We start from the raw sequence: 25246 nt of genomic DNA on the forward strand, positions 1-25246 counted from the left end.
CAAGACAGCGGTGGAGGTATCGTTGCGTCTGGCATTACGGGTCACTGGCAGCATCGGGCTCATTCTCGCCCTGTCGATCGCGACCTCCGTCATCGTCAGCCGCCATGCGTTCGTGCGCATCCTGCTGGACCTGACGGAGTCGCGGCTCTTCGCCTTGGCCGACGATCTGGGCGACGTGTTCGAATCGACGGTGCGGCTGGGCCTGCCCTTGGGGCAGATCGGCAATAGCGCCGAGATTCTGGGTTCGACCCTGCCGCTCGACCCGCAGATCGTGGCGCTCGCGGTGGTTGGCCCCGAGGGCGAGGTGCTTCACCAAGCCGGTGGAGGGCTGGATTGGGCCGCTGCCGCCGAGACGCGGGGGGCCGCCACGACGAAGAAGGGAAATCCGCACCATGTCGTCGATACCGGGGAGATGCTGATCGTCTGGACCGGCATCCATGATCCGCTGGGGAAGATAACCGGATATGTCGGAATCGCGGCATCCAGCGCCTACCGGAACACGCTGGTCCATGACAGCTTCGGCGAGGTGCTGATCCTGTCGGCGAGCGTGCTGGCGTTCGCGATCCTGGCGACGGGAGCCGGAGCCGTCGTCGCCTGCCATGGGCTATCACTCGTCCTGCGCCGGATTGGCCAGATGATCGAATTCCCGGATGAGACGGTCCCGAACGATGCCTTGGGCGGAATCGGCGCCGCGGCGCTGGGCAAGCTGGAACGGGTGAACGCCGACCTCAACGCGATCGAGGTGGATATCGCCGCCGCCGGCGCCGCGGCAGGCCACCTTGCCGGCGCTCCGACCACCGTCATGGCCGGTGCTCGATGACCGCCTCGGAAACCATGATCGGCTCGAAGGCGTTGGCGGCCCCCGGTTCGCTCGACGCGGTCGACGCCGCGGCGGGAGGCGAGGTCACCAGCTTGCTGCGGGCATCCCGCGGCCGGGTGGTGATCCTCTGCGTCGCCGTGCTGCTGATCGCGACCGTTGTGGCGGGCGTCGCCGCCTTGCGCGTCTATGAGCGGGTGCTGGGACCGGAACTGCTGCAAAACGCCCGGATCGCGGCCGCCACGATCGACGCGACGGCCACTCAGGCGATGGATCTCGGCTTGGAGCCACGCGATTTCGTCGGCATGGAGGAATTCATGGCCGACTCCCTGGCACTCCATCGAGGCCTGCTCTACGCGGCGGTGCTGGACGACGGCTGGAATGTCATCTCGGCGACGCCGGGAACCCGGCCCGACGTGATGCCCGCCCGGCCAGACGGACTCGACTGCGCCGCCGATCCGATCGTGGTCGCGACGCCGGTCCAGGGGATCGTCGTGCCGCTGTGCCCCAAGACCGGCGATGGAGGAACGGCGAGCTCGCGCGGCACGGTGGCCGCGGCGATCCTGGTCGCCAACGATCCAGCCTTCGTCCACGCGCAGTTCGAGGCTTTGGTGCTCGATGTCGCGACCGCCTTGCTGATCGGTCTGCTCTTGGCGTTCGAGATCCTGCTGGTCCTGATCATGCGCAGGATCGCCGAACCCCTGAACCTGCTGATCGACCAACTGTCACGGGTGGCGCATGGCGATATCAGCGCCTCGGTGAGGCTGCCCGGCGCCGATGAGGTGTCCAAGGCGCTGGCGTCGATGGACCGGGCTGTCGCGTCGATCCACGACCGCGTCGCCGACCTGACGCGCAGGGTGGCCGAAATCGGTGACGCGGACGCTCGCCAGCGTCTCGCGAAACGGCTTGCGGACCTCCTCGGACGGTTCGCGATCCATCCCGACGGTGTTCGGATGCTCAAGTCCATCTCACCGTGGGATGTCCGGCTGCCGCTCGTGCTATTCGTCCTGGCGGATGAGATGCAGAAGGCCTTCCTGCCGGTGTTCAGCCGCAGCCTCGCGGAACCGGCGTTCGGGCTTTCCGCGGAAACCATCTCCGCCATGCCCCTGACCGTCTACATGGCGGTGATAGCGCTCGCCACCCCGTCCTGCGGCCGTCTGGCCGACCGGTACGGCGCGCGTCGGATGATGATCCTGGGGCTGGCGCCGGCCATCGCCGGCTATGTCCTGTGCGCCCTGGCCCGGGATTCGGCATGGCTGATCGGCGGACGGGGTCTCACCGCCTTGGGCTACGCCATCATCACCATCGCGTGCCAGAGCCACATCATCGCGGCGGCGGGCGAGGCCAAGCGGTCGCTCGCCGTGACGATCTTCATCGGCGCGCTGATGACGGCCAGCATCTGCGGCACGGCGGTCGGCGGCATCGTCGCCGATCGTGTCGGGCCCAACGTGGCCTTCGCGGCGTCGGCGGCCATCGCGGCTCTTTCCGGACTGATCGCATGGCGCATGGTGCCGCCGTCCGATGTCCATCCGGTCACCCGGAAATCGAGTCTCCTCGCCGCGATGCGCGACATGCTGGTCAATCCGGCTTTCCTGGTTTTCCTCCTGCTGGCGGCGATCCCATCCAAGGTCGCGCTGACGGGCATCCTGTTTTACCTGGTTCCCCTGCGGCTTTCCGAGATCGGGGCGGGACAGGCGGATATCGCGCGTGTCCTGATCATCTACTCCTTCATCAACATAGCGGCGGGGCCGATGGCCGCCCGCTTCGCGGATCGTCGGAACGCCCACTTCGCGCTGATGGTGCTGGGCGGCGTCCTGTCCGGCGCGGGCGCCTGGGCTTTGGGCAAGACGGACGAGACCCACCTGATCCTGCTGATCGTGGCGAGCCTGGGACTGGGCCACGCGCTCTGCGTGGCGTCGGGCGTGGCCTTCGCCACCAAGGTTTGCCAGCGGGAAGCGGAGCGCCATGGCAAGACCACCATGCTCGGCGTGCTGCGCATGATGGAACGCATCGGCAGCGTGGTCGGGCCGGCGGCGGCGGCCGCCATCGCGGTGTCGATCGGATTTGGCCCCGCGATCGGTGCGATCGGCGCCTTCGTGGTCATCGCGTCCCTGGGCCATGGGGCCATCGCCCTGGTGTTTCCGGTGCTGCGGGGCGAACACCGGGAGCCGCGTGAAATCCAGCCTGGGAGGGCGCGATGAAGATCCTCGTCTGCACGAAGCGCGATTTGACGTCGATGGTGGCGATGAACGTCCTGCTACCCGCCTTGCGCGGGCACGAGGTTCACGTGATGCTGGCGGAGCGGACCCGGCCGATCGAGGAGTCTACCCCCGAGCTGGCGCAGGTCAAGTTCGTCGAACGGGATTTCCCGATCGGCGTGGTCGAGCCGCTGGTCGACCTGCTGGTCGCGTCGCACCAGATCGACCACGCCGATCTGCTGACATTCCCGCGGCTGGCGGCGCGTGGGGTGGGGATGGATGTCATCAGGTCATCCGACGATCCGATCTTCGCCGCCACCGTCGAGCGGATGAGGCCGGATATCCTGCTGTCGATCCGCTACAGCTTCCAGATCCCGCCGGGACTGCCGGGAATGCCGAACCTCGCCTTCAACATGCATCCCGGCGCGCTGCCGCGGCTCGCAGGTCTATTCCCGCATTTCCACGCCATGCTCCAGGGTGATCGGTCCTTCGTGGTGACGATCCATCGCATGGTGCCGGAACTGGACGCGGGCTCGATCGTGATGGCGCGCGAGGTGCCGGTCGACACCGCCGTCTCGGCTCACATGGCCAACATCGACCTGCACCGGGTCGGCGCCGCCAGGATGGCCGACTTGGTGGACCGGATCCACACCGGGAGGTTGGTCGAGGAATGGGAGCCGGGCGTGTTGCCGAACAAGCTCTGTTATTACCCGAACCGCCAGGAACTCGACGCTTTCGCGGCGCGGGGATTGAAGCTGGTGGACATGGCGGCGTTTAGGGACCTGATCACCACGTTCATCCCCAAGCCCATGTTGGTGATGTGAGATGATCAAGAGTTCTTCAACCACCCTGACCACAGCGGTGGCGGCGACTTCGGTCGCGAAGATCCTGATGGCGGCGTTCCTGACGATAGCCAGTCCAACATCGGCCTGCGCGGATGAGCCAACCCAGGCAGCCACCGCCAACTCGCCCAAGCGAGTCGCGATGTTGCTATGGCGCGGCTGCGAGGAGTTGTGCGAGGGCTTCAAAAGTTGGTTCGAGCGGCACCACCGTGCGGTCGAGTTCGAGACGATGGACGCGGGGCAGGATCGCCATCGCCTGGCGGTCTTGGTCGATGAGGTCAGGGGCGGGCATTGGGATCTGGTGTTGACTTGGGGAACGACGGTGTCGGTGGCGGCGCTCGGCACGCTCGCGGCCCCTGGCGCACCCCTTGGCGCTCCGGCGGTCTTCGCGAACGTGACCGATCCGATCGGATCGGGGCTTGCCACAGGTCCCTTGGGGTCTGGCCGTCCGGGTATCGCGGGATCCTTGAGCGTGGTGCCCGACGATGTGCAGATCAACGCCATCCGCCGGTATCGTCCGATGCGGCGCCTCGGTGTCGCCTTCAACGCGGACGAGGCCAACGCCGTCGATACCGTCAAGCGCCTGCGGGCGCTCGCGGGGCCGATGGCGTTCGACTTGGTGGAGGTGCGGTTTCCCACCGACGAGGCGGGCCGTCCCGACCCCGCCGCGATCCCGGACGTGATCGGTCAGTTGGCGGCGGCTCGGGTTGACTTCGTCTACATCGGATCGAGTTCGTTCCTGCTGTCCCACGTGGTGGCGTTCACCGAGGCGGCGGTCGCGGCCGGATTGCCGGTCGCCGCTGCCGGTGAGGTTCCGATCCGCCAGGGCACCGGGCTGCTCGGCGTCGTCAGCCCCAACTTCGTCGTCGGTCTGCTGGCGGGCAGTCAAGCCGAGAAGATCCTGTTCAACGGCATTCGCGCCGAGGATCTGCCAGTCGCCAGCCTGAAAGACTACGCCTACCTGATCAACATCGACACGGCAAAGCGCCTGCGGTTGCCGCCCCCCATGACCCTGCTGCGCAACGCCGTGATCGTGACCAAGGATGGGCGTACCCGTTGAACCCCCTCGCATCCCGCTGCGGACGGAGCGGCCCTGGGGGATCCGAACATCGGTGACCGAGTTTGCGGTTGTATATCGACCAAGGACCTTGGCGCGAAAATAACCATGGAGCCGTCGCGTTGGCAGGCGGGTCGGTATGGAGGTCGTCCGCTGAACCCAAGGGCGCTGATGCCGTACAAGGCGAATGAACCGCGTCGTCACAGGATCCCGAAGGCGCGCTAGAAGATCGACAATGGGGCGGAGTACGACGCGGCGTTGCGCCAGCGGGGCAGCCTGACTGTCTGGATGACGCCTGAGGCGAACGGTCGGCGGGGCCGGAAACGCCCCGACCCAGCGCGACTGACACATCGAGATGATCGGGGAGCGTGGTCGGCTGGGGTGGCGGCAAGCGGTCAACTATGGAAAACGCTCTTTGGCGGAGGTGGCGATGTTCCGGTACGGGAAGGTGATCGGTCGCGGCCTCCATGCCCGCACTCCGCCCACACGGAGGACCGAGGCCAATGTCGCCTGCAAAGTCATCAACATCATGACTGGCTCCGGCATGCCGGTGTCCCGCCAGGTCGCCTGACCGTGGCGGGAAAGCGCGAAATCCGCCCACCACCTCATTTCCGCACCAAAGTCCAACAACGTCGCTCCATTGCGAAGCCATGAGAGCAGTGACCTTTGAGGTCGACGATTCTCTTGAAGATGCCAACATGATCACTGTTCCCGGAAAGCCCGTCTGAAGCTGTCGGTCAAGGGCTGGACGAGGTAGGTCCAGAAGGTGTGGTCTCCAGTGTGGATGATGGTTTCGACCGGCATGCCGGGCGTCAACCCGATCCCCTCCAGGCCGGCCAATTGCCGAGCGTCGGCCTCGACACGCGCCATGTAATAGGGTTCGCCGGTACGCTCGTCGTGCCGGACATCCGCTGAGACCTGGACGACCCGGCCATCGATGTGCGGCGTCGTCCGGCTCTTGAACGCGGAAAGCACCAGCTTGGCGGTCAGGCCGTCGTGCACGACATCGATATCGGTCGGGCTGAGGCGTGCCTCCACCATCAGCCTTTCGTCGCTCGGCACGATATCCAGGATCTCGTTGCCCGGGGGAACCACCCCGCCAAGGGTATGGTAGCGCAGATCGAGGACGGTGCCGGCTTGGGGCGCCAGGACTTCACGCCGTCCCAGCTTGACACCGGCCTCGGCAAGCCGCTCCTCGACCTGGGCCAGCTGGGTTTCGACCTCGCGCAGTTCCAGCGCGGCCCTCTCGACACGGGTGCGGCGGGCATTGAGGATTTCCATCCGGGCGCCAGCGATCGTCTCCCTCGACTGCGCGATGCGGCCGGCATAGTCCCCCTGCTGACCGGTGAGATAGGCGGCGTTTCTTTCCAGTGCCAGCAGGCGCGGCTTGCGCTCCAGCCCCTTCTCCACCAGGACCCTGACGGAAGCGACCTCCTCCTCGATCAGCGCAAGCTGGTCGACGCCCGCTTTCACCTGGGCGTTGAAGGCCTCGATTTGGGCGTTCAACTGAGCGATTCGCTGGAGCAGGACATCGGTTTCACCTTGGAGCGCTTCACGTCCGCTGGCGAAGATACGTTGCTGGCCACGAACGATCTCACCGACCTTGCCGCTGGACATTCCTTCGCGCAGGAACTCCGGAAACGGTATGTCGTCATGGCCGTCGCGTTCGGCGATCAGCCTCGCCTGCTGTGCCGCCAGGGCGTTCCGCTGGGCCTTGAGCAGGTCGTTCAGGGCTTTCGCCTCGAGATCGTCCAGCCTGAGCAGGACCTGACCCGCCGTGACGCGGTCGCCTTCGCGGACCAGCAGCTCGGCGATGATGCCGCCTTCCAGGTGCTGCACCGTCTTGCGCTCTGTCTCGACCCGGACGATGCCGGGAGCCATGGCGGCGCTCGACAGCGGGGCTAGAGCGGCCCAGGCGCCGAACCCGCCGAGGCACAGCACGATCGCCGTGGCCCCGGTCCGGAACAGGGACCCGACGGCGGGCCGGTCCGGGATGCCGAAGGGGTCGGACGGCTGGCCCGGCCGAGGATCGACACGTCTCGTGATGGCGTTCATGTTCTTACTCCGCCGGCGTTGGCGTTGCGGCTTGGGCAATGGCGGAACGCGAACCGGCCGCCACTTGCGCCCGCGTCGGCGATCCGGCCACCACCGGCTGGACATTGCGCCGGGTCAGCCGGTCCATGACTTCGGCGCGCGGGCCGAACATCTCGACCTGTCCCGCCACCAGCACGAGGACCTTGGTGACCTCTTGCAGCAGGCTGGGCCGGTGCCCGATCACGACGACGGTCGAGCCACCGGCCTTCAGGGCCGCGATGGCCCGGTTCAGGGCTTCCTCGCCTTCGGCGTCGAGGCTTGCATTGGGTTCGTCCAGGATGACCAGCCGGGGACGGCCGAACACCGCCCGGGCGAGTGCGATGCGCTGGCGCTGGCCGCCCGACAGCCGGACCCCGGCCTCGCCGATCTCCGTGTCGTAGCCCTTATCCAGCTTCAGGATCATGTCGTGGCAATTGGCCATGCGCGCCGCCGCGACGACATCCGCCGGGTCCGCTTCCTCCAAACGGGCGATGTTCTCCCGGATCGTGCCGGAGAACAGTTCGACGTCCTGGGGCAGATATCCGACATGCCGTCCGAGGTCGGATTTCGGCCAGGAGAAGATGTCGGCGCCGTCAAGCCTGACGATGCCGGTCCGCGGGCTCCTGACGCCGACCAGCAGCCGGGCCAGGGAGGATTTGCCGGCGGCGGAAGGACCGATGATGCAGAGCGCCTCGCCCGGATCGGCCTTGAAGGAGACCCCCTTCAGGATCGGCGGCTTCCCCGGAAGCCCGAAACAGACGCCCTCCACCGAAAGCCGCCCTTCCGGCGCCGGCAGGGGCATGGCTTCCGCCCTCAGCGGCGGCAGCGCCAGGAATGCGGCCAGACGCTCATAGGCCTCGCGGGCCTGGATCATTTGCTTCCAGGTTCCGATCGCCTGCTCGACCGGAGCCAGGGCGCGCCCCATGATGATCGAGCCGGCAATCATGGCGCCGCCGCTGACTTCCTGCCGGATCACCAGCCAGGCGCCGACGCCTAGGATCGCCGTCTGCACGAAGAGCCGGACGAACTTGGCGGCGCCTTGGATGGCGGCGGCCCGGTCGTTCGCGAGGGATTGCAGGGAAAGCGCCCCATGGCTCAATCCGGCCCAGCGCCGCAGGACGCCGTCCGTCAGGCCCATGGCGTCGACCACCTCGGCATTGCGCAGGGCGCCGTCCACCGTGCGCATGCTCTGGGTCGCGGACCGGTTCGCTTCCTGGAGCGGTCGTCTGGCCGCGAGGTCGCTGACCAGAGCGAGCAGGAACAGGATCACGGCACCGGCCAGCGCCACGTGCCCCATCAGCGGGTGCAGCAGATAGACGACGGCGAGATAGACCGGGACCCAGGGAACATCGAACAGCGTGGCGATGCCGGAGCCGAGGAACGTGCGGACGGCACCGAGATCCCGAAGGCTTTCGCCCTGATAGTCGCGCTGGCTGAGACTGGCGTCGAGCGCCCGGCGGAAGGCGAACGGGCCGACACGCCTTTCCAGCCAGGTGGAGACCCGATCAAGCATGCGGCTGCGCAGCGTGTCGAGCAGACTGAGAAGCAGCAGCGCCAGGGCGGCGATGATCGTCAGGTACAAAAGGGTTTCGACGCTTCCCGAGGACAGGACGCGGTCGTAGACCTGAAGCATGTAGACGGACGAGGTCAGCATCAGGACGTTCAGCACGGCGCTGAACAGCATCACTCCCGTCAAGGCGCGCCGGCACCGACTGAGGGCATCGGACAGAACATTATCTTGCGACACGGCGTTCCTCTTCCCAAAAAAGGAAGGTCCGTCCGCCGGCATACGGCGGACGGACCAAGACCTTAACCGAAGAAGTAGTCGGTCTGGACCGGTGCTCCGGCGTTCACCAGGGTGACTTGGAAGTCGTAGGCGCTGTCGCCGTTGGAATCGACGCCGATCACGGTGTCGGCGCCCATCGAGGTGCTTTGGACATCGTCGAAACCGATCCCGTAGGCGCTGAGGTCGATCGTGTCGGTGCCCGAAACGAAATCGAGAATGGTGTCGTCGCCAGCGTCGCCGCTGAACACGAACACATCCTCGCCGGCGCCGCCGATGAACGAGTCGTCGCCCTCGCGGCCGTTCAGCCGGTCGTTGCCGGCGCCGCCGACCAGGAAGTCGTCACCGAGGCCGCCGGTCAGGTGGTCGTCACCCATGCCGGCGTTGATGTAGTAGGACTGCTCCTTACCGCTGTTGTCGAATTTGTCGTTCCCCTTGGTGCCGAGCGTGACGACGTCGAACTGGTCTCCGCGCTGTACGCCACTGACCAGATCGCGGACGTCGAAGGTCGCACCCAGCGTCATGCCGACGAAGCTGATGCCTTCGTCGTCGAAACGGCTGACCCCGCCGGTGAGGTTGCCCGCGGCATCCTCGGCCTGCAACCGCACCGCGAGCCCGCCGTCCTGATTGGCCATCGTGTCGCTGTCACGCGCGCCGCCGTTGCCGACTTCACTGCTCGTGAAGGTCAGCCGGACCTGGGGAGCGGCAGGGGACATGACGTTGACGGTATCGGAACCCCTGCCGAGGTCGACCGTGTCGACGCCATCGGTGGCGACGTTGAAGATGGCCAGGTCATCGCCCTTGCCGCCGATGATGGTGTCGTCGCCGGCGCCGCCGATGAAGGAGTCGTCGCCCTCACGCCCGTCCAGGCGGTCGTTGCCGGCCCCCCCGACCAGGAAGTCGTCGGCGCGGCCGCCGGTCACGTGATCGTGCCCCATGCCGGCATTGATGTAATAGGCCTTGTGGGAACCGCTCTCGTTGAACTTGTCGTTGCCCTTGGTCCCGAGCCTGACCACGTCGAAATCGTTGCCGCGCTCCACGCCGCTGACCAAGTCGCGGACGTCGAAGGTGAACTTGCCCTTGCCGACGAAGCTGATGCCTTCGTCGTCGAAACGGCTGACCGGTCCGACAAGGTCTCCCGACTTGTTTTCAGCCTGTGCCCGGACCGCCAGGCCGCCGTCCTGATTGGGCATCGTATCGCTGTCGCGCGAACTGCCGTTGCCGACTTCGCTGCTCGTGAAGGTCAGCCGGACTTCAGGGACGCCGCGTCCCGCACCGATCGAAACCGTGTCGTTACCGTCGCCCAGATCGCGCTGGACCGCTTTGTCGCGGGAGATGTCGAAGCGAAAATGGTCGTCCTTATCGTGACCCCACCCTGGGCGGCCGCCCTGATGACCGTAATTCGTCATGTTGAAATCTCCTGTTCGATGCGAGCGGCCGATAGGGCCGCCGCGGATGATCGAAGGTGCGATCCCAAAGGACCCACATCTTGACTACCCGGCGGACGCACGAACGGATGCAGAGGCGGACCAACTTTTTTTAACCAATCTTTTCGTCGTCGGAGCCGTCGCCGTGAAGGGACGGATCAGAATGTTTCCGCCGCGTTTCCCTTATACAGGATCGGCCCCGTGGGAAGTCCCGTGGGCGATCCGCCCGCCGGCTCCAGCGTGATCTCGAAGAACTGGTCGCTGGCGGGCGACGGCAGGTCGGACAGGTTCAAGCGCATCGACCGGGCTTGAGAGAGCAGGCCAATGGAGACGGGGGCGCTTTGCGGGGTCGGCAGGGTCCAGACCTGGAAGACCCGTTCCGCCGGTATCGCGAACTCCTGCAATGGGACCAGCTTGACTTCCTGATTCTCATAAATCTGGATAAGAGCACCGGGACGCCTGTCGTCGGCCAGCAGTACGGCCACGTAAAGGGGCTCCGCCGGCCACGTCGCGACGGCGGTGACCAGCCCGACGACGAGCAGCAGTGACGCCGCCAGCCCTCCCATCGCGCAGCGCTTCCAGAAGTTCTGGTTCGCCGCCGCTTTGGGGGCATGACCGGGTACGGCCGCCTCGGTGCGGATATCGTCCGCCCCATCCAGCGATTGCTCGATGCGCTTCCAGAGCGCGTCGTCCGCCTTCTCCGGTGCCGCCGTCCGGTCCAGGGCGCCCAGCCGCTGGCGCCATGCCTCGACATCGCGCGCGAAAGTCGGATCCTCCGCCACAAGGCGCTCCGCACGCTCGAGCGCGTCGCCTTCCAGGGTCCCCATGGCGAACTCGGCCGCCAGCAGATCCCGCTCTTCGGACTCGATCCGCCCGCTCATCCCAGACACTCTCTCAAGGCAAGCAGGCTGCGCCGGATCCAGGCTTTGGCGGTACCAATCGGAACCCCCAGGCGGCCCGCCAGTTCGGCATGCGTGAAGCCATGGACATAGGAGAGCACCACGGACTGCCGCCGCGTTGGGCTGAGCGTCTCCAGGCAGCGGCGCAGGGACGTGCTATGGGAAAGTTGCGAGATCACGGAATCCGGATCGACCACGGCGGCATCGGCCAATAGTGTCTCCATATCGCTCACGGTGTCGGAACGCGCTTCGAGACGCGCCGCCGTGATCGCCCGATTGCGTACGATCATGTACATCCAGGCGCGGCCCGATCCGGCTGCCGGGTTGAACGATCCGGCATGCCGCCAGATCCTGACGAAGGCGTCGTGCACGACATCTTCGGGAAGAGCCGTATTGCGAAGGATGCGGCGCGCGACTCCCAGCATCGCGGGAGCTTCCGCTTCGTACAGGTCACGCAAACCCGACCGGTCCCCGCGGGCGCAGCGCACCAAAGCGGCCTCCACGTCGATGCCGCCGCTGGCGGAAGCCTTGCTACCCTCCGCGTCCAACTGAGCGCCTTCCTGAATCATTCCACCCGACAAGTCACAACCTAGATAGCATTCGACACTTCGCCATACCGAGATATTTTTCGTCCTGAGCGCGGCATCGTCACCGCCTCCCAGTCGAAGTCATCAGTCACGCCGTTTGGCTGTACCTCACGTTCCGTCTCAGCTTCCGGGATGTCGAGCTGATGCTGGCGGAGCGGGGCGTGGTAGTCTCCTACGAAACGATCCGGCGCTGGTGTCGGAAGTGCGTCCGGATAACGGCATGAAGTCCGACTTACGGACCGCTGACGTCTTCGCATGGCCAATCCAAGTTAACGTGACGATACCCTCAAGCCTTTCCGCGCGCCGGCAGGATGAGGGACCGCGTATCGAAGATCGCCTTGGCGACGGCCACCACCACCAAGGCGCAAAGCGCGTGCTCGACCTCGGACGGCCCAACTCCGTCGGCGCCGCCTGAGGATCAACGAACCAGGGAGAAATCCATACTCGACGGCCTCCATGCACCAGAGCCTCGCCGCGAGCCTTCCGCTTAACCTCAGTGTCTCACCTTAAGCCGTCATGCCCCTTAATCGACCTCCGGCTGTAGCTGGCGCACCAGGGTGCCGCCCGTCTCGATGATCGTTTTCATGCGCTCCTCCAGTCGGGTCATCTCGGCCATGGCACCTTTCAGGTTTTCAGTGTCGTCCCCAACGGCGGCAAGGCTTTCGAAGACCTTCTCCGACGTCGCCAGTTGCGTCTCGGCATGTCCGATCACCGCGCGCAGCGCCTCAAGCAATTCGCCTGCCTGCGGAAGTTCGCCCGCCTGCGCGAGCTTGTCGTCCAGCGCCTGAACCGACGTGCGAATCGCTTTGAACCAATCGTTCGAGAGGCGAGGCTCGCGCTTGGCGGCCATCATCGCGTCCCGCTCCAGCCGCCGCACGCCTGTCACCACACGGTCGATCTGGCCGCGCAGATCGCCTTGGACGGTGACGATATCATCATTCACCGCCACGACGCGCAGCAGGACTTGATTGAGTTCGGCGATCAGACGATTGATGCGATCAAGAAAAATGTTCAGATCACGCGCCAACGCGCCAAATTTATCCGCCGTCCGGATCTCCGCCCGCTGATCCAGCGCACTGTAAGCCTTCGAAAGATTGCTGACCACGGAGCGCAATCGCAAAAGCGGCTCCATCCGAACACGCAAGATCAAAAACAGAAGCACTGAATGCAACAATATCTTGGCGAGAGCAAAGCCCGCCGCGAGGCGAACTTCTTCAAACCAGATCGCGAAATCGCGTTCCAGATAATTGCGGACGATGACAGTGCCCAGGACATCGCCGACCTGCGCCTCGGTATGGCACGACAAGCAGAAGGTTTCGGCCGTGATCCGCACCGCCGCCTTCTTGAATTCGCCTTCAGGCCAGGATTCCGGAATGCCGGCCGGAACAAAGTCAAACCCGTTCTTGATGGAGCGGATGGTAACATCAGAGGGAACGATTGCGACGGCGTAGCCCAGTTCCATCCAATTCTTTTGCAAGATCGGATACATGGTGCGAGCGGCGACTGGCCCGCCTTCGTTCCGCATGATCGAACGGACGTTTTCGGCTAGATCATCGGCGACAACCTGCGCCTCTGACGCCCCGTTCACGCTGTAGTTGTAGAAGACGCCCACAGCTTTGAACGTGAACTCGAGCATCGTGACAGCCAGCAGAACAAGGAAGAAATCCTTGATCATGTGGACAAGGAAGGATCTGTCGAATCTTCCTATCGACGAGCTGTCGGTATCGAGCATCAATTGGTTCTCCCGCGCTTTCGATGCACACGGATTGCGGGTAGAGAATGAGTGAGTATACTCAGTAGACGACTTCACTGCCAACGTGATCTTTATCCTTGTACAGTACCGAATTCGGTTCTGTCGCAAAGTTTGCGGCGGCTCGTTGACCTGGTCGAGCAACGCGCCGAGTTCGGCGGCGGCATCGACCTCCTTGCTGGTCAAGGTCGAGGCGACGATCTTGCCGGTATTGGTATCGATGCCCAAGCGCGGCTTGCGCCAAGCCCGGCGTGGCTGGGTTCCATGCTTCTCGATCAGCCATTCGCCCGGCCCGCTTAGCTTCACCCCGGTGCTGTCGACCAGCAGGCGAACCGGTTCGCTCACCGCCTGGGGAGCCACCGCCAGGGTCCTGGCCCACCGGCTCTGGCCCACCGGCTCTGGGTCGGATGGTCCGGCGTCGGAAGATCCAGCTCCATCCGCTCGAACAGCGAGCCGACCAATCCCTCAGTCCGCCGCGGCGGCTGGTGAAATACTGTCCTGAGGATCAGTGATGTCTCAGTGGCTCTGGTTCAGGCTGTCCCACAGGGTGGGGCTGACCCGCTGGTACCGAGCGGGATTCCACCTACCGGCGAACGACATTCAAGATGCGATGACGTGGCGTCGTATGTCTCCGACTGGTCCTTCACCGGCTCGTAGGCGATTGGGCTTTGGTGATCTTGGAGTGGGCCTGTTCCTCAGAGAGCCGGCTGCGGAGCCTCGATCCGGGGCCGGGCGATGCGAAGGTTGTTGAACAGCCTCTGCCCTGGCAGCTCGATCAGGCGATAGGTGAACCAGGAGACGATGACGACGGCGGCGAGGTAGGGAAGGATGAAGGTGTCCGTCGCCCATAGCCCCCCGGCCGACACCACGACCGATTCGTCCGGCAGCGTGACTTTGACCGGCCAGCCCGTCGTCTTCTCCAGGGCGCCCGCCAGCTTCAGCAGCATCTCGATCAGGAAGCCATGCATCATGTAGATCGAGAACGACAGCTCGCCCAACAGCCGGAAAGGCCGGGTCGAGAGCAATCCCGTGAAGATCCCGTCGCCCGAGGCGAAGACGTGGACCACGACACCGAACAGCAGGGGTGCCGTGACGGAGAGAGGGGTCTGGCCAACTTTGGCGATGAACAGGCCGACCAGCGTCAGGCAGGCGGCTTCGATCCACGACCCGTACTTCGGAACGCCACCGGATTGGCGGGCTTGGCGCTGGTGCAGCAGATAGACCAGATGCCCGACCGTGAAGCCGAACACACAGCGCGCGAGGCCGAAATCCATGGCTGCGTTCATGTATTTGGGCGAGAGGGTCAGCAGCACGGCGGCACAGACAGCCGACAGGACCACGAGCACCACCGCGCGCCGCGACCCGAAGGCGATGGTCACCAGGGCGAACAGGCCATAGACGATGAACTCCGCGCTGATCGACCAGCTCGGCCCGTTCCATGAGGCGGGGACATCGTGGATGCCCGTGGCGTGGATCAGGAAGATGTTGGTGAACAGGGTTTCGATCGAGGTCGCGCCGGTGAAAGGCGCGTGCTGGGCGCCGCCGAGATGACCCGCCAGCAGGTATTTCGCCAGTTCGAGCGCCACGAACAATGACAGCGCGAAGATGTGCAGCGGCCAGACCCGGCCGATCCGCCGCACCATGAACCGTCCGGCCGACCGCCAGTCCCCCAGCTTGCCGCCGTAGGCGTGCGTGATGACGAAACCGCTGAGCACGAAGAAAAAATCAACAAACAGATAGCTGTCACGAACAAACGGCAGCATGTATTGATGACCAAGAAATGGAAAATGCATCAATGCGACCAGTATGGCGCAAACACCGCGCCAACTGTCCAAAGTATGAAAACGCACTACCGCCTCCAGTGACCAAGCTCTAGGATTTTTGGGTCAAACCGACAGCCTGATGTTTATATCATGAAGCATGTATGTAAATTTCAATTCGGAGTTCACTTGGCGTTATGCCGAAATCGCCATCAGGCAACTTGGTTGCAGCCTCCTTCGCGCCCGGCTGGCTCGACGCGTGTCCCGACCGGTAAAGCAACGGTTCACCGTGGAATGGCGGAATATTGATCTGGATCAATAATGCGGCTGAGTCTCGATTGACACCCGAAAGCTTAACCTGGAATTTACGCTGCACTGCAATATGGTGTGCGGCGCGAAAAGCGCTGGATCTGAAGTCAAGAGAGCGTCGGTTTTTTGGACCGTGACGATGCCTGGGCTTCGTCGCGACCTGGAGACATGCTCGAAGTCAGGAAATGGGATTGCCATCATGGATACCTTCCAGTCGAAAATCTCCGTCCCAGCCGCCGCAGGGGAAGTTTCGGACATCGTCGAGAACGTGACCTACGACGAGATCGCGATCGGAAGGTCGGCCGCACTCTCCCGCATGCTCAGCCTCTCGGACATCGAGTTGTTCGCCCGGGTATCGGGCGACACCAACCCCGCCCACCTCGACACCGAATACGCCGCCGGAACGATGTTCAAGGGCGTAATCGGCCATGGCATCTGGTCGGCGTCGATCGTCAGCGCCGTGCTCGGCACCAGCCTGCCCGGTCCGGGCACCATCTATCTCAGCCAGGACCTCAAGTTCCGCCGGCCGGTGCGGCCCGGCGACATGATCACGGCGACCGTCACCGCCAAGGAGAAGCGCGACGACAAGAAGATCGTCGTGTTCGGCTGCGAGGTCACCAACCAAGCCGGCGAGGTCGTGCTGAGCGGCGACGCCACCGTCATCGCCCCCTCGCACAGGATCTCGCGGCCCCGCGTCCACCTGCACGAGTTCCGGCTGTTCGACCACGCTGGACATGAGGCCCTACTGGCGAAGTGCCAGGGGTTGGAGCCGATCAGCGCCGCGGTCGTGTTCCCGACCGACGAGGTCTCGCTGCGCGGTGCCGTCGAGGCGGCGGCCGCCGGCCTGATCAAGCCCCTGCTGGTGGGACCCGAGACGGTGATCCGGGCGCTCGCCGAGCGGCATGGGCTGGACCTGGGCGCCGCCACCATCGTTCCCGCCGAGAACGACATCGCGGCCGCCATCCGCGCGGTGGCATTGGTCCGCGATGGCCAGGCCGAAGCCCTGATGAAGGGCAACCTGCACACCGACATCCTGCTGGCCGAGGTGGTGCGGCGCGAATCCGGGCTCCGCACGGGCCGCCGCGTCAGCCACGTCTTCGTCATGCAGGTTCCCGGCCGTCTCAGCCCCCTGCTGGTCACCGATGCCGCCGTGCTGATGTACCCGACCCTGGACGAGAAGGTCGACATCGCCCAGAACGCCATCGACCTCGCCCATGTCCTGGGCATCGACGTGCCACGCGTCGCGGTGCTGTCCGCCGTGGAGACGGTGAGTTCCAAGATCCCCAGCACGATCGACGCCGCGGCGTTGACGGTGATGGCGGCGCGCGGCCAGATCCGGGGCGCCATCGTCGACGGTCCGCTGGCCTTCGACAACGCGGTCGATCCCGAGGCGGCGCGGGTCAAGGGCATCAAGAGCGAGGTCGCGGGCCGCGCCGACATCCTGCTGGTGCCCAACTTCGAGGCCGGCAACATGGTCGCCAAGGAGTTGTCCAAGATCGCCCAGGCGGATGGCGCCGGCATCGTCATGGGCGCGCGCTGCCCGATCATCCTGACCAGCAGGTCCGACGACGAGCGCACCCGTGTCGCTTCCTGCGCCGTCGCCGTCCTGGTGGCGCACGCCCGCAAGGCGTGACCGGAACATTCCCCACCCCACGAAGCATTTCGCCAGAAGGAATTTACCAGTGACCGACGCGACCAACACGGCCCTCCGGCCCTCCCTCTCCTTCGACCTCGCCGGTAAGCGCGGCCTCGTGGTCGGCATCGCCAACGCCAGCAGCATCGCCTATGGCTGCGCCAAGGCCTATCGCGACCTGGGCGCAGAACTGGCGGTGACCTACCTGAACCCCAAGTCCGAGCGCTTCGTCCGCCCGCTGGCCGAGGAACTGGGCGCTCCGATCATCATGCCCTGCGATGTCACGACCGAGAACGAACTGGAAGCGGTCTACGCCGAGATCGACCGCGTCTGGGGCAAGCTCGACTTCATCCTGCACGCCATCGCCTTCGCCCCGATGCGGGACCTGCACGGCCGGGTGATCGACTGCTCGCGCGAGGGCTTCATGACCGCGATGGACGTGTCCTGCCACTCCTTCGTCCGCATGGCGAAGCTGGCCGAACCGTTGATGGAGAAGGCCGGCGGCGGCAGCATGCAGACCGTCTCCTACTTCGGCGCCGAGAAGGTGGTCGAGCACTACAACATCATGGGTCCGGTCAAGGCGGCGCTGGAAAGCCTGACGCGCTATCTCGCCGCCGAGCTGGGCCCCAAGGGCATCCGCGTCAACACGCTGAGCCCCGGCCCCCTGGCGACGCGCGCCGCGTCGGGCATCGATCATTTCGACGACCTGATGGCGAAGGCGACCGAACGAGCACCAACCCATCACCTGACCACGATCGACGAGGTCGGCGCCTATTCCGCCTTCCTGGCGACCGACGCAGCCAAGTCGGTCACGGGCCAGCTCGTCTACATCGACGGCGGCTACAACATCATCGGCTGATCGGCGCCACGACAGGCCGAACGGAGCACGGTTCGCGGCCAGTCACGACGTGGCTGGCCGCGAACCTCAACACATTTGAGTACGGATGATGACACAGCAAGGCGATTTTCCCGAAGTCCACTTTCCCGACGCCGCCGCCATGTCGGAGGCTTTCGGCCATATCGCCGAGCATGGCGGGCACATCCTGGCGGAGGCGGTCAACAACGCCGCGTCCCACGCGTCGGCGGCGCCGGCCGACCCCCTGCACATCGCCGATGTCGCCATGGCGGCGGCGCGCACCGTGATGGCCAATCCGTTCCGGCTGGCCTCCGCCCAAACCGACCTGTGGTTCGATTGCGCGAAGCTGTGGCGGAACGCGGCGCGCCGGGCGATGGGGGCGACGCCGCTGCCGGTCATCCTGCCGGACCAAGGCGACCGCCGCTTCTCCAACCCGGATTGGACGGAAGTCCTGGCGCTCGACAGCGTCAAGCAGATGTATCTCCTGTGGTCCCGCTTCCTGACCCAGGTCATCGGCGACGCCGATAACCTGGAGCCGCACATGGCCCACAAGGTCCAGTTCCACACCCGGCAGATGATCGACGCGGCGGCCCCGACCAACAATCCCCTGACCAATCCCGAGGTGCTGCGCGCCACGCTGGAAAGCGGCGGGCTCAATCTGGTCAAGGGCCTGCGGCACCTGATGGAGGACATGGACCGGGGGCACGGCAAGATCTCCCCCAGGATGACCGACTTCGACGCCTTCAAGGTCGGCCAGAACATCGCGACGACCCCGGGCAAGGTCGTCTACCAGAACGAGCTGATGCAACTGGTCCAATACACCCCGACCACCGCGACGGTCTCCAAGCGGCCGCTGCTGATCGTGCCGCCGTGGATCAACAAGTTCTACATCCTGGACCTCCGCGAGAAGAACAGCTTCATCAAGTGGGCGGTCGACCAGGGCCACACCGTCTTCGTGATCTCGTGGATCAATCCGGACGAGCGCCATGCCGCCAAGACGTTCGAGAACTACATGCTCGAAGGTCCGCTCGACGCGCTCGCGCGGATCGAGAAGGCGACCGGCGAGACCTCCGTCAACGCCATCGGCTATTGCCTGGGCGGCACACTGCTCGCCTCCACACTGGCGTATCTGAGCGTCAAGGACGGCGGCAAGGACAAGGACCGGATCGCGTCGGCCACGTTCTTCACGACCATGACCGACTTCTCCGATGTCGGCGAGATGTCGGTGTTCATCGACGAGGAACAGATCGCCGGCATCGAGGCCTCGATGGCCGAGAAGGGCTATCTCGACGGCTCCGCCATGGCGGCCTCGTTCAACATGCTGCGTGCCAACGACCTGATTTGGTCGTTCGTGGTCAACAACTACCTGCTCGGCAAGGACCCGCACGCCTTCGACCTGTTGTACTGGAACAGCGACAACACGCGGATGCCGGCCGCGATGCACAGCTTCTACCTGCGCAACATGTACCTGAACAACCTGCTGGCGAAGCCGGACGCCCTGACCCTGGCGGGGGAAAAGATCGACCTGCGCCGGATCGAGACGCCCAGCTTCTTCCTGTCCGCCCGCGAGGACCACATCGCCCCGTGGAAATCGACCTACGCGGCGACCCAGACCTTCGCCGGCCCGGTCAAGTTCGTGCTGTCCGCCTCGGGCCACATCGCCGGCGTCATCAACCCGCCCAGCGCCAACAAATACTGCTACTGGACCGGCGCCGACCTGCCCGCCGAGCCGGATGGCTGGCTGGCGGCCGCCCAGCGCGCGGAAGGCTCCTGGTGGCCAGAATGGAACCGCTGGGTGGGCGAGCGCTCCGACGGCGAGGTTCCGGCGCGCCAGCCCGGTGCCGGCGGCCTGCCGGCGCTCGAGGAGGCTCCCGGCTCTTATGTGGCGCGCCGGGCCGGCTGATTTGTGTTCGCCTGGATATGTTGTAAAAGACTTATCCAGGCTCAAACAGCACACGTCGAGGCGCAAGGGTGAATGTTCAAGCGGTTCGGGGACGCCCCAAGCTGAAATCAGGGCACGAAAGGGGCTCCCGCGTCATTCTGCGGGGAACACTATACGGCGCGCTCGTCTCGCAAATTCGGTCGATGATCCAAGAAGGGGAACTCGCTCCGGGGGAGCAGATCGTCGAAACCGGCCTATGCGAGACGTTCGGCGTCTCGCGCACCCCCATGCGGGAAGCCTTGAAGGTGCTGGCGTCCGAGGGACTGGTCGAACTGCGTCCGCGCCGAACTCCGATCGTGGCGCCGGTGGATCCGGACGAGATCGCGGCGATCTTCGAAGTCATGGAAGGACTTGAGGCCTTGGCGGGGCGCAGGGCCGCGGAGAACGCCTCTCCGGCGGACATCGCCGAACTGGAGGGGATGCATGCCGCCATGGTCGCGCAGCACGACCGCGGCGACCGGGCCGATTACGCCATCCGCAACCGCGAGATCCATGCCCGCGTCGTCGAACTCGCGGGCAACCCCGTTCTCAAGACGACCTATGCCAATCTGAGCGCCAAGATCCACCGGGCCCGCGCCACGACGAATTACGATGCCGTCAGATGGGTCGAGTCGGTTCAGGAGCATGAACGGATCATGGGGGCGTTCCGCTCCGGCACCCCGCGGGATGTCGCCGACGCCTTGGTCGATCATACCCGCCGAACCGGAGTGTCGGTCATCGCGACATTGCTGCGCGTGCGCGACCGGCCGGCCTAGCCACCGCTTCGCGCGGCGGACCGGACCAGTTCGGCGGCTCGCTCCGTGATGTCGGCCAACGCCTCGAGCGCCCGCTCGTCGGAAACCTCGATGGCCGGATCCGGCGGCGGTGGCGGTGCCGCGGCCGCTTCGAGGTCGGGCCATCGGCACCGGTCATCGAGGCCGCTCTCCAGGGCATGTCCGGCGCGCAGCACGAGGGCGTCCGTGAAGGGATGCCCCGCGATCTGCAATCCCACGGGCAGGCCGGCGCCATCGAAGCCGAGGCGGATCGACAAGGCGGGATAGCCGGTGACGTTCCAAGGTCTGGTCAGCGACGGATGGCCCCCATGGGAATCGAAACCGCCCAGCACGGGTGCCGTGACCCGGGTGGTCGGCATGACGACGAGGTCGAGGGATGCCATGGCCTCCGCGACCCGCAGGATCAGGATCTCCCGCACGCGTTCGGCGGCCCTGTGGTCGTTCGCGGAGACGCGTCCGCCAACGAGAAGACGTCTCAACGTCAGCGGGTCGTAGAGGCTGGAGGAGGCGGTCAGATGGGTGCGGTGCAGCGCGAAACCTTCGACCGACGCCAGCACCGTGCAGACCGCGCTGAACAAGCCGAGCTTTGGCAGGCGGACCCGGGTGACGACGGCGCCCCGCTGGGTCAGCAGGGCCGCGGCCCGGTCGACCCCGCCCGCGATGGCTTCGTCGAGGTGGAGTTGATCCTCATGGTCGAGATCAACGACCGCGATCCGCAGGCCCGCCACACCCTGGTCGATCGTTTTCGAAAAACAGGCATCGCGCTCCTTCCCGGCCATGACGTCCAGCATGACGGCACAGTCCCGGCTGTCCCGCGCCATCGGACCGACATGGTCGAGACTGTGGGAAGCCGCCATGACGCCCGAGACGTCGACCAGTCCGTAAGTCGGCTTCAAACCGGCGATACCGCACCAGGACGCGGGTTCCCGGATCGAACCACCGGTGTCGGAACCGGTGGCACCCAGGCAGAACCCGGCCGCGACGGCCGCGGCGGAACCGCTCGACGACCCCCCCGGATCCCGCCCAAGGTCCCAAGGGTTGCGGGTCGGCGGCCATGGCGACGTGAATGACGTTCCACCCATGCCGCATTCCCAAGCGGCCAGCTTGCCCAGAATGACGGCACCCGAGGACCGCAGGCGCGCAACCGACAGGGCGTCCCGCTCCGGCCTGCGGTCTTCGAACAGCAGGGAGCATCCGGTCGTCGGCATGTCGGCCGTATCGAACAAGTCCTTGAGACCCAGGGGGATGCCGGACAATGCCCCACCGGTCGCGGCCGCCGCCTCGATCCGCCGCGCGGCCGCCAACGCTCCGGCTGGATCCAAGTGAACGAAGCTCCGTACCCGACCGTCGAAACGCGAGATACGGTCCAGCATTTCCTGGACCAACGCCGTCGGGGAGAGCGCGCCGGAGCGGATCGCCTGGAGGGCGCGCGAGATGCCGAGGGACGCCGGTTCGGTCATGATCACTCCTGCTGCACCGCATGAACTGCCCTGATTCCTATCAGGACGCCGCCTAAATTTCGAGCTACCCGGCTACAATTTACGCTCATTAACTTCTTGTAAAAAAAGGATTTTTTTTTTTATAATGCAATATGCAGGATGTCGCAACGACATGCCTGTGGCGCGCACGGCCAATCGTGCTGCATCTTTACGATCGGAGAGGCACATGTGTGATTTGCTCAACCGTGGTCTCGGCGCCACCGCGTTCAAAGGGATGGCGGACCGTCGCACGTTTCTTCGCGCCGCCGGCGCCGCGACGCTGACCCTCGCCGTTCCTCCGGGCCTGATCGGCGGAACCGCCCTCGCGGCGGGAACCGAGATCACGGCCACCCATGGAGCGGGTTTCTGCAATCTCAATTTGTTCCTCTCCCATGTGCTGAATACCGTCAAGGAAGAGGGCGTCGACCTCAAGCTGATCACGACCCCGACCTTCGCCGACGAGATCACGATGATCGGAGCGGGACAGATCGACGTCGGGATCATGCCTTACACGACCTTCCTCGCCCTCTACGATTCCGGGGTTCCCGTCAAGATCGTGGGCGGCGGCGGCGTCGGGGGTGTCGGTATCGTGGCGCAGCCCGGCATCACGAAGCCGGAGGATTTCAAGGGCAAGACGATCGGTACCTTCCAGCTCGATACGCTGGAGATCATGGCCTATGACTGGTTCAAGAAGCAGGGGGTCAACTACAAGGACCTGACGATCCGCTATTTCGACACGACTCCTGAATCGGCCCAGGCCTTCATGTCGGGCGCGGTCGATATCCTGACGACGATCGAACCCTATGGCACGATCATCCTCAAGGACAAGCCCGGCGCCACGATGCTGTCGAACGGCAGCGACATCTATGGAACGCCCTTCTACTCCGACTGCATCCTCGGCATCCGGGCCGGCCTGATCGACGAGAACCCGAAGGCGATCAAGGCCCTGATCAAGGGCATGATGGAAGCGCAGCTGGTCGCCGAGCAGGATCCGGAGGGAACGCTGAACAAGCTGCTGGGCTCCTACTACAAGACCGACATGGAGCGCGGAAAACTCGCGATGTCGAAGCAGCCGTCCGTGATCGACGCGCGAAGCCAGACCCAGTTCATCCTGGATCGCGGCCAATCCCTGATGGAGATGGGCTACATCAAGCGGAAGCCCGACGCCTCGGTGCTCGACTGGAGCTTCCTCGAGGCGGTGATCGCGGAGAATCCCGAGACCTTCTCGAAGCTGAAGTACAAGTCCTGATCCGATCCACGAAAGGATCGCCGCAATGTCGATCTCGACCTTGGAAACGGTCGGAAGGCGGGGTGCGACCACGAGGCCGCGCGCGCTCGGCGCGCGGATCCGCCCCATCATCGCCCGGATAGGGTGGACCCTGTTCTCCCTGGGCTTCTTCGCCGGAATATGGGAACTCGCCTGGGCGCTGGGGTGGACCAACCCCCGGCTGGTTCCGCCGCCGCACATCTTTCTGGGCAACATCCTGGAACAGGCCCAGTTCTTCAGCCCCACCCTGCGCTGGCAGGTCGGCGTCGGTGTGGCGGAACAGCCCGACCCCTTCATGGCCGTCCTGACGACGGTTCTCGCGACCGTCGGACGGGTCGCGTCCGGACTGGCGCTGGCCACCGCCCTGTCGATCACCCTGGGCTTGGCCATCCGGCGCTTCCTGTTCGTCGAGCGCCTGTTCCTTCCGACCATCTCCTTCCTGGCACCCGTCTCCCCGATCGCCTGGCTGCCGATCGCCATCTTCCTGTTTGGCATCGGCAATCCGCCGGCGATCTTCATGGTGTTCATCGCCCTGTTCTTCACCATGACCCTCGCGACCATCGCCGAGATCGACGCGGTGGACCGGAACCTCGTCAACGCCGCGCGCACCATGGGAGCGACGCGGGCCCAGATCTACTGGCGCGTCATCCTGCCGGCCGTGGCGCCCGGCCTGCTCGTGGTGCTGCGCATGAACATGTTCGCCGCCTGGATGGTCGTCCTACTCGCCGAGGCGACCGGCGTCGGATCGGGTCTTGGCCAGATCATCATGCTGGCGCGCAACACCTTCAACCCCTCGCTCGTCTTCTTCACCATCACGCTGATCGGCATCCTTGGATTCACCTCCGATTGGCTTCTCCGCTGGTTGCAGAGGCGGTTCCTGTTCTGGGCACCCCGCGAAACGGGAGGCCGGGATGTCTGACTTGGCGAACAGCACGGCCACGATATCACGGGAGTCCGCGATCACCTGTCGTGGTGTCGGCAAGGTCTGGCTCCCCGATACCCCACGCGCCTATGAAGCGCTGCGCGGCATCGACCTCGATGTCAAGCCGGGAGAGTTCGTCGTCCTGCTTGGCCCCTCGGGGTGCGGCAAGAGCACCTTGCTGTTCCTGATCGCGGGGCTGGAATCGCCCACCGAGGGCGAGATCCGGTCGTTCGAAAAACCCGTGACGGAGCCGGCGCCGGAAAGGGCGTTGATCTTCCAGCAGGCCGCCCTCTTTCCGTGGCTCACCGTCGGCCAGAACGTCGCCTTCGGCCTATCGCTCGGCGGCGTGCCGGCGGCGGAGCGTAAACAGGCCGCCCGCGACGCCCTGCAACGGGTGGGTCTCGCCGAGGCGGCCACCAAGCGGCCGACCGAACTCTCCGGCGGCATGCGGCAGCGCGTCGCCGTCGCCCGCGCGCTGGCCATGCGTCCCAAGGTCCTGCTGATGGATGAACCCTTCGCGGCGCTCGATGTCCAGACGCGGGCGAAGATGCAGGACTTCCTGCTCGACGTCTGGCGCGACAGCACGGCATCCGTGCTGTTCGTGACCCACCACATCGACGAGGCGGTGGCCCTGGCGGATCGGGTCGTCGTGTTCACCGCCCGTCCCGGCCGGATCAAGACCATCGTGCCGATCACGCTGCCGCGCCCGCGCGATCCCTTCTCGCCCGAATGCGCGGCCTTGCGGATCGCGCTGACGGACTTGCTGAAGGCCGAGGTCGATGCCGCCTTCGCCGAACAGGAAGGGCTGTGAGGCGGGATGTCCCGCCACGACCGCGGCACCCATCGCCCGCCAGGACTTGGCAGCCAATGAAA

The 25246-nt window shown here is 65.3% G+C and carries 21 protein-coding genes and 2 pseudogenes; 14 read left to right on the plus strand and 9 right to left on the minus strand.

Annotation, left to right across the window (positions count from 1 at the left end; all coding sequences use genetic code 11):
- The first annotated feature begins 22 nt into the window (after positions 1-22).
- The 6 genes and pseudogenes from N825_RS10210 to N825_RS40990 all read left to right on the plus strand — a co-directional run bounded on the left by N825_RS10210 (position 23) and on the right by N825_RS40990 (position 5485).
- Positions 23-820 (plus strand): hypothetical protein, encoded by a 798-nt coding sequence (locus N825_RS10210; RefSeq protein WP_157619092.1) that lies wholly within the window; start codon positions 23-25, stop codon positions 818-820.
- A complete protein-coding gene (locus N825_RS10215) occupies positions 817-3018 on the plus strand; it encodes an MFS transporter (protein WP_037450665.1) in 2202 nt (733 codons plus the stop codon). The genes N825_RS10210 and N825_RS10215 overlap by 4 nt, the downstream gene beginning before the upstream one ends.
- Positions 3015-3839 (plus strand): formyltransferase family protein, encoded by an 825-nt coding sequence (locus N825_RS10220; protein WP_037450668.1) that lies wholly within the window; start codon positions 3015-3017, stop codon positions 3837-3839. Before N825_RS10215 ends, N825_RS10220 begins: the two co-directional genes overlap by 4 nt.
- Before the next feature lies 1 nt (position 3840).
- Positions 3841-4917, plus strand: a complete 1077-nt coding sequence (locus tag N825_RS10225; protein ID WP_037450670.1) for an ABC transporter substrate binding protein — start codon at positions 3841-3843, stop codon at positions 4915-4917.
- Between the two features lie 168 nt (positions 4918-5085).
- Positions 5086-5235: pseudogene (locus N825_RS40985) on the plus strand (IS5/IS1182 family transposase); the annotation flags it as partial.
- 109 nt (positions 5236-5344) lie between these two features.
- A complete protein-coding gene (locus N825_RS40990; protein ID WP_157619093.1) occupies positions 5345-5485 on the plus strand; it encodes a hypothetical protein in 141 nt (46 codons plus the stop codon).
- Between the two features lie 131 nt (positions 5486-5616).
- On the opposite strand, the gene N825_RS10235 is transcribed toward N825_RS40990, so the two are convergent.
- The 5 genes from N825_RS10235 to N825_RS10255 all read right to left on the minus strand — a co-directional run bounded on the left by N825_RS10235 (position 5617) and on the right by N825_RS10255 (position 11665).
- Entirely contained in the window at positions 5617-6969 is a 1353-nt protein-coding gene (locus tag N825_RS10235; RefSeq protein ID WP_051511908.1) for an HlyD family type I secretion periplasmic adaptor subunit, read from the minus strand.
- A gap of 4 nt (positions 6970-6973) precedes the next feature.
- Positions 6974-8734, minus strand: a complete 1761-nt coding sequence (locus N825_RS10240) for a type I secretion system permease/ATPase (protein WP_037450998.1) — start codon at positions 8732-8734, stop codon at positions 6974-6976.
- Between the two features lie 62 nt (positions 8735-8796).
- On the minus strand, positions 8797-10179 hold the full coding sequence (locus N825_RS38800) for a calcium-binding protein (protein WP_037450675.1): 1383 nt from the start codon (positions 10177-10179) through the stop codon (positions 8797-8799).
- A gap of 176 nt (positions 10180-10355) precedes the next feature.
- Positions 10356-11078 carry an anti-sigma factor gene (locus N825_RS10250; RefSeq protein WP_037450681.1) on the minus strand — a complete coding sequence of 241 codons (723 nt, stop codon included), beginning with the start codon at positions 11076-11078 and terminating at the stop codon, positions 10356-10358.
- Positions 11075-11665 (minus strand): sigma-70 family RNA polymerase sigma factor, encoded by a 591-nt coding sequence (locus tag N825_RS10255; protein ID WP_051511912.1) that lies wholly within the window; start codon positions 11663-11665, stop codon positions 11075-11077. Before N825_RS10255 ends, N825_RS10250 begins: the two co-directional genes overlap by 4 nt.
- A 101-nt stretch (positions 11666-11766) precedes the next feature.
- Here N825_RS10255 and N825_RS40305 point away from each other — a divergent pair.
- Positions 11767-11877 (plus strand): annotated as a pseudogene (locus tag N825_RS40305) (IS6 family transposase); the annotation flags it as partial.
- Between the two features lie 329 nt (positions 11878-12206).
- Here N825_RS40305 and N825_RS10260 read toward each other — a convergent pair.
- From N825_RS10260 to N825_RS10270, 3 genes are all read right to left on the minus strand, one after another.
- On the minus strand, positions 12207-13793 hold the full coding sequence (locus N825_RS10260; RefSeq protein WP_157619094.1) for a transposase: 1587 nt from the start codon (positions 13791-13793) through the stop codon (positions 12207-12209).
- Positions 13775-13942: a transposase gene (locus tag N825_RS40995; RefSeq protein WP_157619111.1), complete on the minus strand. Its 168-nt coding sequence runs from the start codon at positions 13940-13942 to the stop codon at positions 13775-13777. The genes N825_RS10260 and N825_RS40995 overlap by 19 nt, the downstream gene beginning before the upstream one ends.
- A gap of 186 nt (positions 13943-14128) precedes the next feature.
- A complete protein-coding gene (locus N825_RS10270; RefSeq protein WP_198038265.1) occupies positions 14129-15283 on the minus strand; it encodes an acyltransferase family protein in 1155 nt (384 codons plus the stop codon).
- 418 nt (positions 15284-15701) lie between these two features.
- Here N825_RS10270 and N825_RS10275 point away from each other — a divergent pair, with 418 nt between their 5' ends.
- The 4 genes from N825_RS10275 to N825_RS10290 all read left to right on the plus strand — a co-directional run bounded on the left by N825_RS10275 (position 15702) and on the right by N825_RS10290 (position 20688).
- On the plus strand, positions 15702-17135 hold the full coding sequence (locus N825_RS10275) for a bifunctional enoyl-CoA hydratase/phosphate acetyltransferase (RefSeq protein WP_051511914.1): 1434 nt from the start codon (positions 15702-15704) through the stop codon (positions 17133-17135).
- Positions 17136-17184: 49 nt separating this feature from the next.
- Entirely contained in the window at positions 17185-17994 is an 810-nt protein-coding gene (gene fabI, locus N825_RS10280; RefSeq protein ID WP_037450685.1) for an enoyl-ACP reductase FabI, read from the plus strand.
- 88 nt (positions 17995-18082) lie between these two features.
- Positions 18083-19894: a PHA/PHB synthase family protein gene (locus tag N825_RS10285; protein ID WP_037451006.1), complete on the plus strand. Its 1812-nt coding sequence runs from the start codon at positions 18083-18085 to the stop codon at positions 19892-19894.
- Between the two features lie 137 nt (positions 19895-20031).
- On the plus strand, positions 20032-20688 hold the full coding sequence (locus N825_RS10290) for a GntR family transcriptional regulator (protein WP_281174361.1): 657 nt from the start codon (positions 20032-20034) through the stop codon (positions 20686-20688).
- Here the strand turns inward: N825_RS10290 and N825_RS10295 are convergent.
- Positions 20685-22166: an amidase gene (locus N825_RS10295; RefSeq protein ID WP_157619095.1), complete on the minus strand. Its 1482-nt coding sequence runs from the start codon at positions 22164-22166 to the stop codon at positions 20685-20687. The two genes, N825_RS10290 and N825_RS10295, sit on opposite strands and share 4 nt — an antisense overlap.
- A gap of 205 nt (positions 22167-22371) precedes the next feature.
- Between N825_RS10295 and N825_RS10300 the strand changes: the two genes are divergently transcribed.
- From N825_RS10300 to N825_RS10310, 3 genes are read left to right on the plus strand one after another with little or no spacing between them, the layout of a single operon-like run.
- Positions 22372-23433 carry an ABC transporter substrate-binding protein gene (locus N825_RS10300; protein WP_037450689.1) on the plus strand — a complete coding sequence of 354 codons (1062 nt, stop codon included), beginning with the start codon at positions 22372-22374 and terminating at the stop codon, positions 23431-23433.
- 25 nt (positions 23434-23458) lie between these two features.
- Positions 23459-24370 carry an ABC transporter permease gene (locus tag N825_RS10305; RefSeq protein WP_051511918.1) on the plus strand — a complete coding sequence of 304 codons (912 nt, stop codon included), beginning with the start codon at positions 23459-23461 and terminating at the stop codon, positions 24368-24370.
- Positions 24363-25184: an ABC transporter ATP-binding protein gene (locus tag N825_RS10310; RefSeq protein WP_051511921.1), complete on the plus strand. Its 822-nt coding sequence runs from the start codon at positions 24363-24365 to the stop codon at positions 25182-25184. The genes N825_RS10305 and N825_RS10310 overlap by 8 nt, the downstream gene beginning before the upstream one ends.
- Positions 25185-25246: the final 62 nt, after the last annotated feature.

The sequence above is a fragment of the Skermanella stibiiresistens SB22 genome (assembly GCF_000576635.1).
Lineage (GTDB): Bacteria > Pseudomonadota > Alphaproteobacteria > Azospirillales > Azospirillaceae > Skermanella > Skermanella stibiiresistens.

Excerpts from the sequence above, each read along its gene's own strand:
- N825_RS10215 (WP_037450665.1), top strand. The coding sequence starts at position 817 with ATGACCGCCTCGGAAACCATGATCGGCTCGAAGGCGTTGGCGGCCCCC.
- N825_RS10220 (WP_037450668.1), top strand. The coding sequence starts at position 3,015 with ATGAAGATCCTCGTCTGCACGAAGCGCGATTTGACGTCGATGGTGGCG.
- N825_RS10225 (WP_037450670.1), top strand. The coding sequence starts at position 3,841 with ATGATCAAGAGTTCTTCAACCACCCTGACCACAGCGGTGGCGGCGACT.
- N825_RS40990 (WP_157619093.1), top strand. The coding sequence starts at position 5,345 with ATGTTCCGGTACGGGAAGGTGATCGGTCGCGGCCTCCATGCCCGCACT.
- N825_RS10235 (WP_051511908.1), bottom strand. The coding sequence starts at position 6,969 with ATGAACGCCATCACGAGACGTGTCGATCCTCGGCCGGGCCAGCCGTCC.
- N825_RS38800 (WP_037450675.1), bottom strand. The coding sequence starts at position 10,179 with ATGACGAATTACGGTCATCAGGGCGGCCGCCCAGGGTGGGGTCACGAT.
- N825_RS10250 (WP_037450681.1), bottom strand. The coding sequence starts at position 11,078 with ATGAGCGGGCGGATCGAGTCCGAAGAGCGGGATCTGCTGGCGGCCGAG.
- N825_RS10255 (WP_051511912.1), bottom strand. The coding sequence starts at position 11,665 with ATGATTCAGGAAGGCGCTCAGTTGGACGCGGAGGGTAGCAAGGCTTCC.
- N825_RS10275 (WP_051511914.1), top strand. The coding sequence starts at position 15,702 with ATGGATACCTTCCAGTCGAAAATCTCCGTCCCAGCCGCCGCAGGGGAA.
- N825_RS10285 (WP_037451006.1), top strand. The coding sequence starts at position 18,083 with ATGACACAGCAAGGCGATTTTCCCGAAGTCCACTTTCCCGACGCCGCC.
- N825_RS10295 (WP_157619095.1), bottom strand. The coding sequence starts at position 22,166 with ATGACCGAACCGGCGTCCCTCGGCATCTCGCGCGCCCTCCAGGCGATC.
- N825_RS10300 (WP_037450689.1), top strand. The coding sequence starts at position 22,372 with ATGTGTGATTTGCTCAACCGTGGTCTCGGCGCCACCGCGTTCAAAGGG.
- N825_RS10305 (WP_051511918.1), top strand. The coding sequence starts at position 23,459 with ATGTCGATCTCGACCTTGGAAACGGTCGGAAGGCGGGGTGCGACCACG.
- N825_RS10310 (WP_051511921.1), top strand. The coding sequence starts at position 24,363 with ATGTCTGACTTGGCGAACAGCACGGCCACGATATCACGGGAGTCCGCG.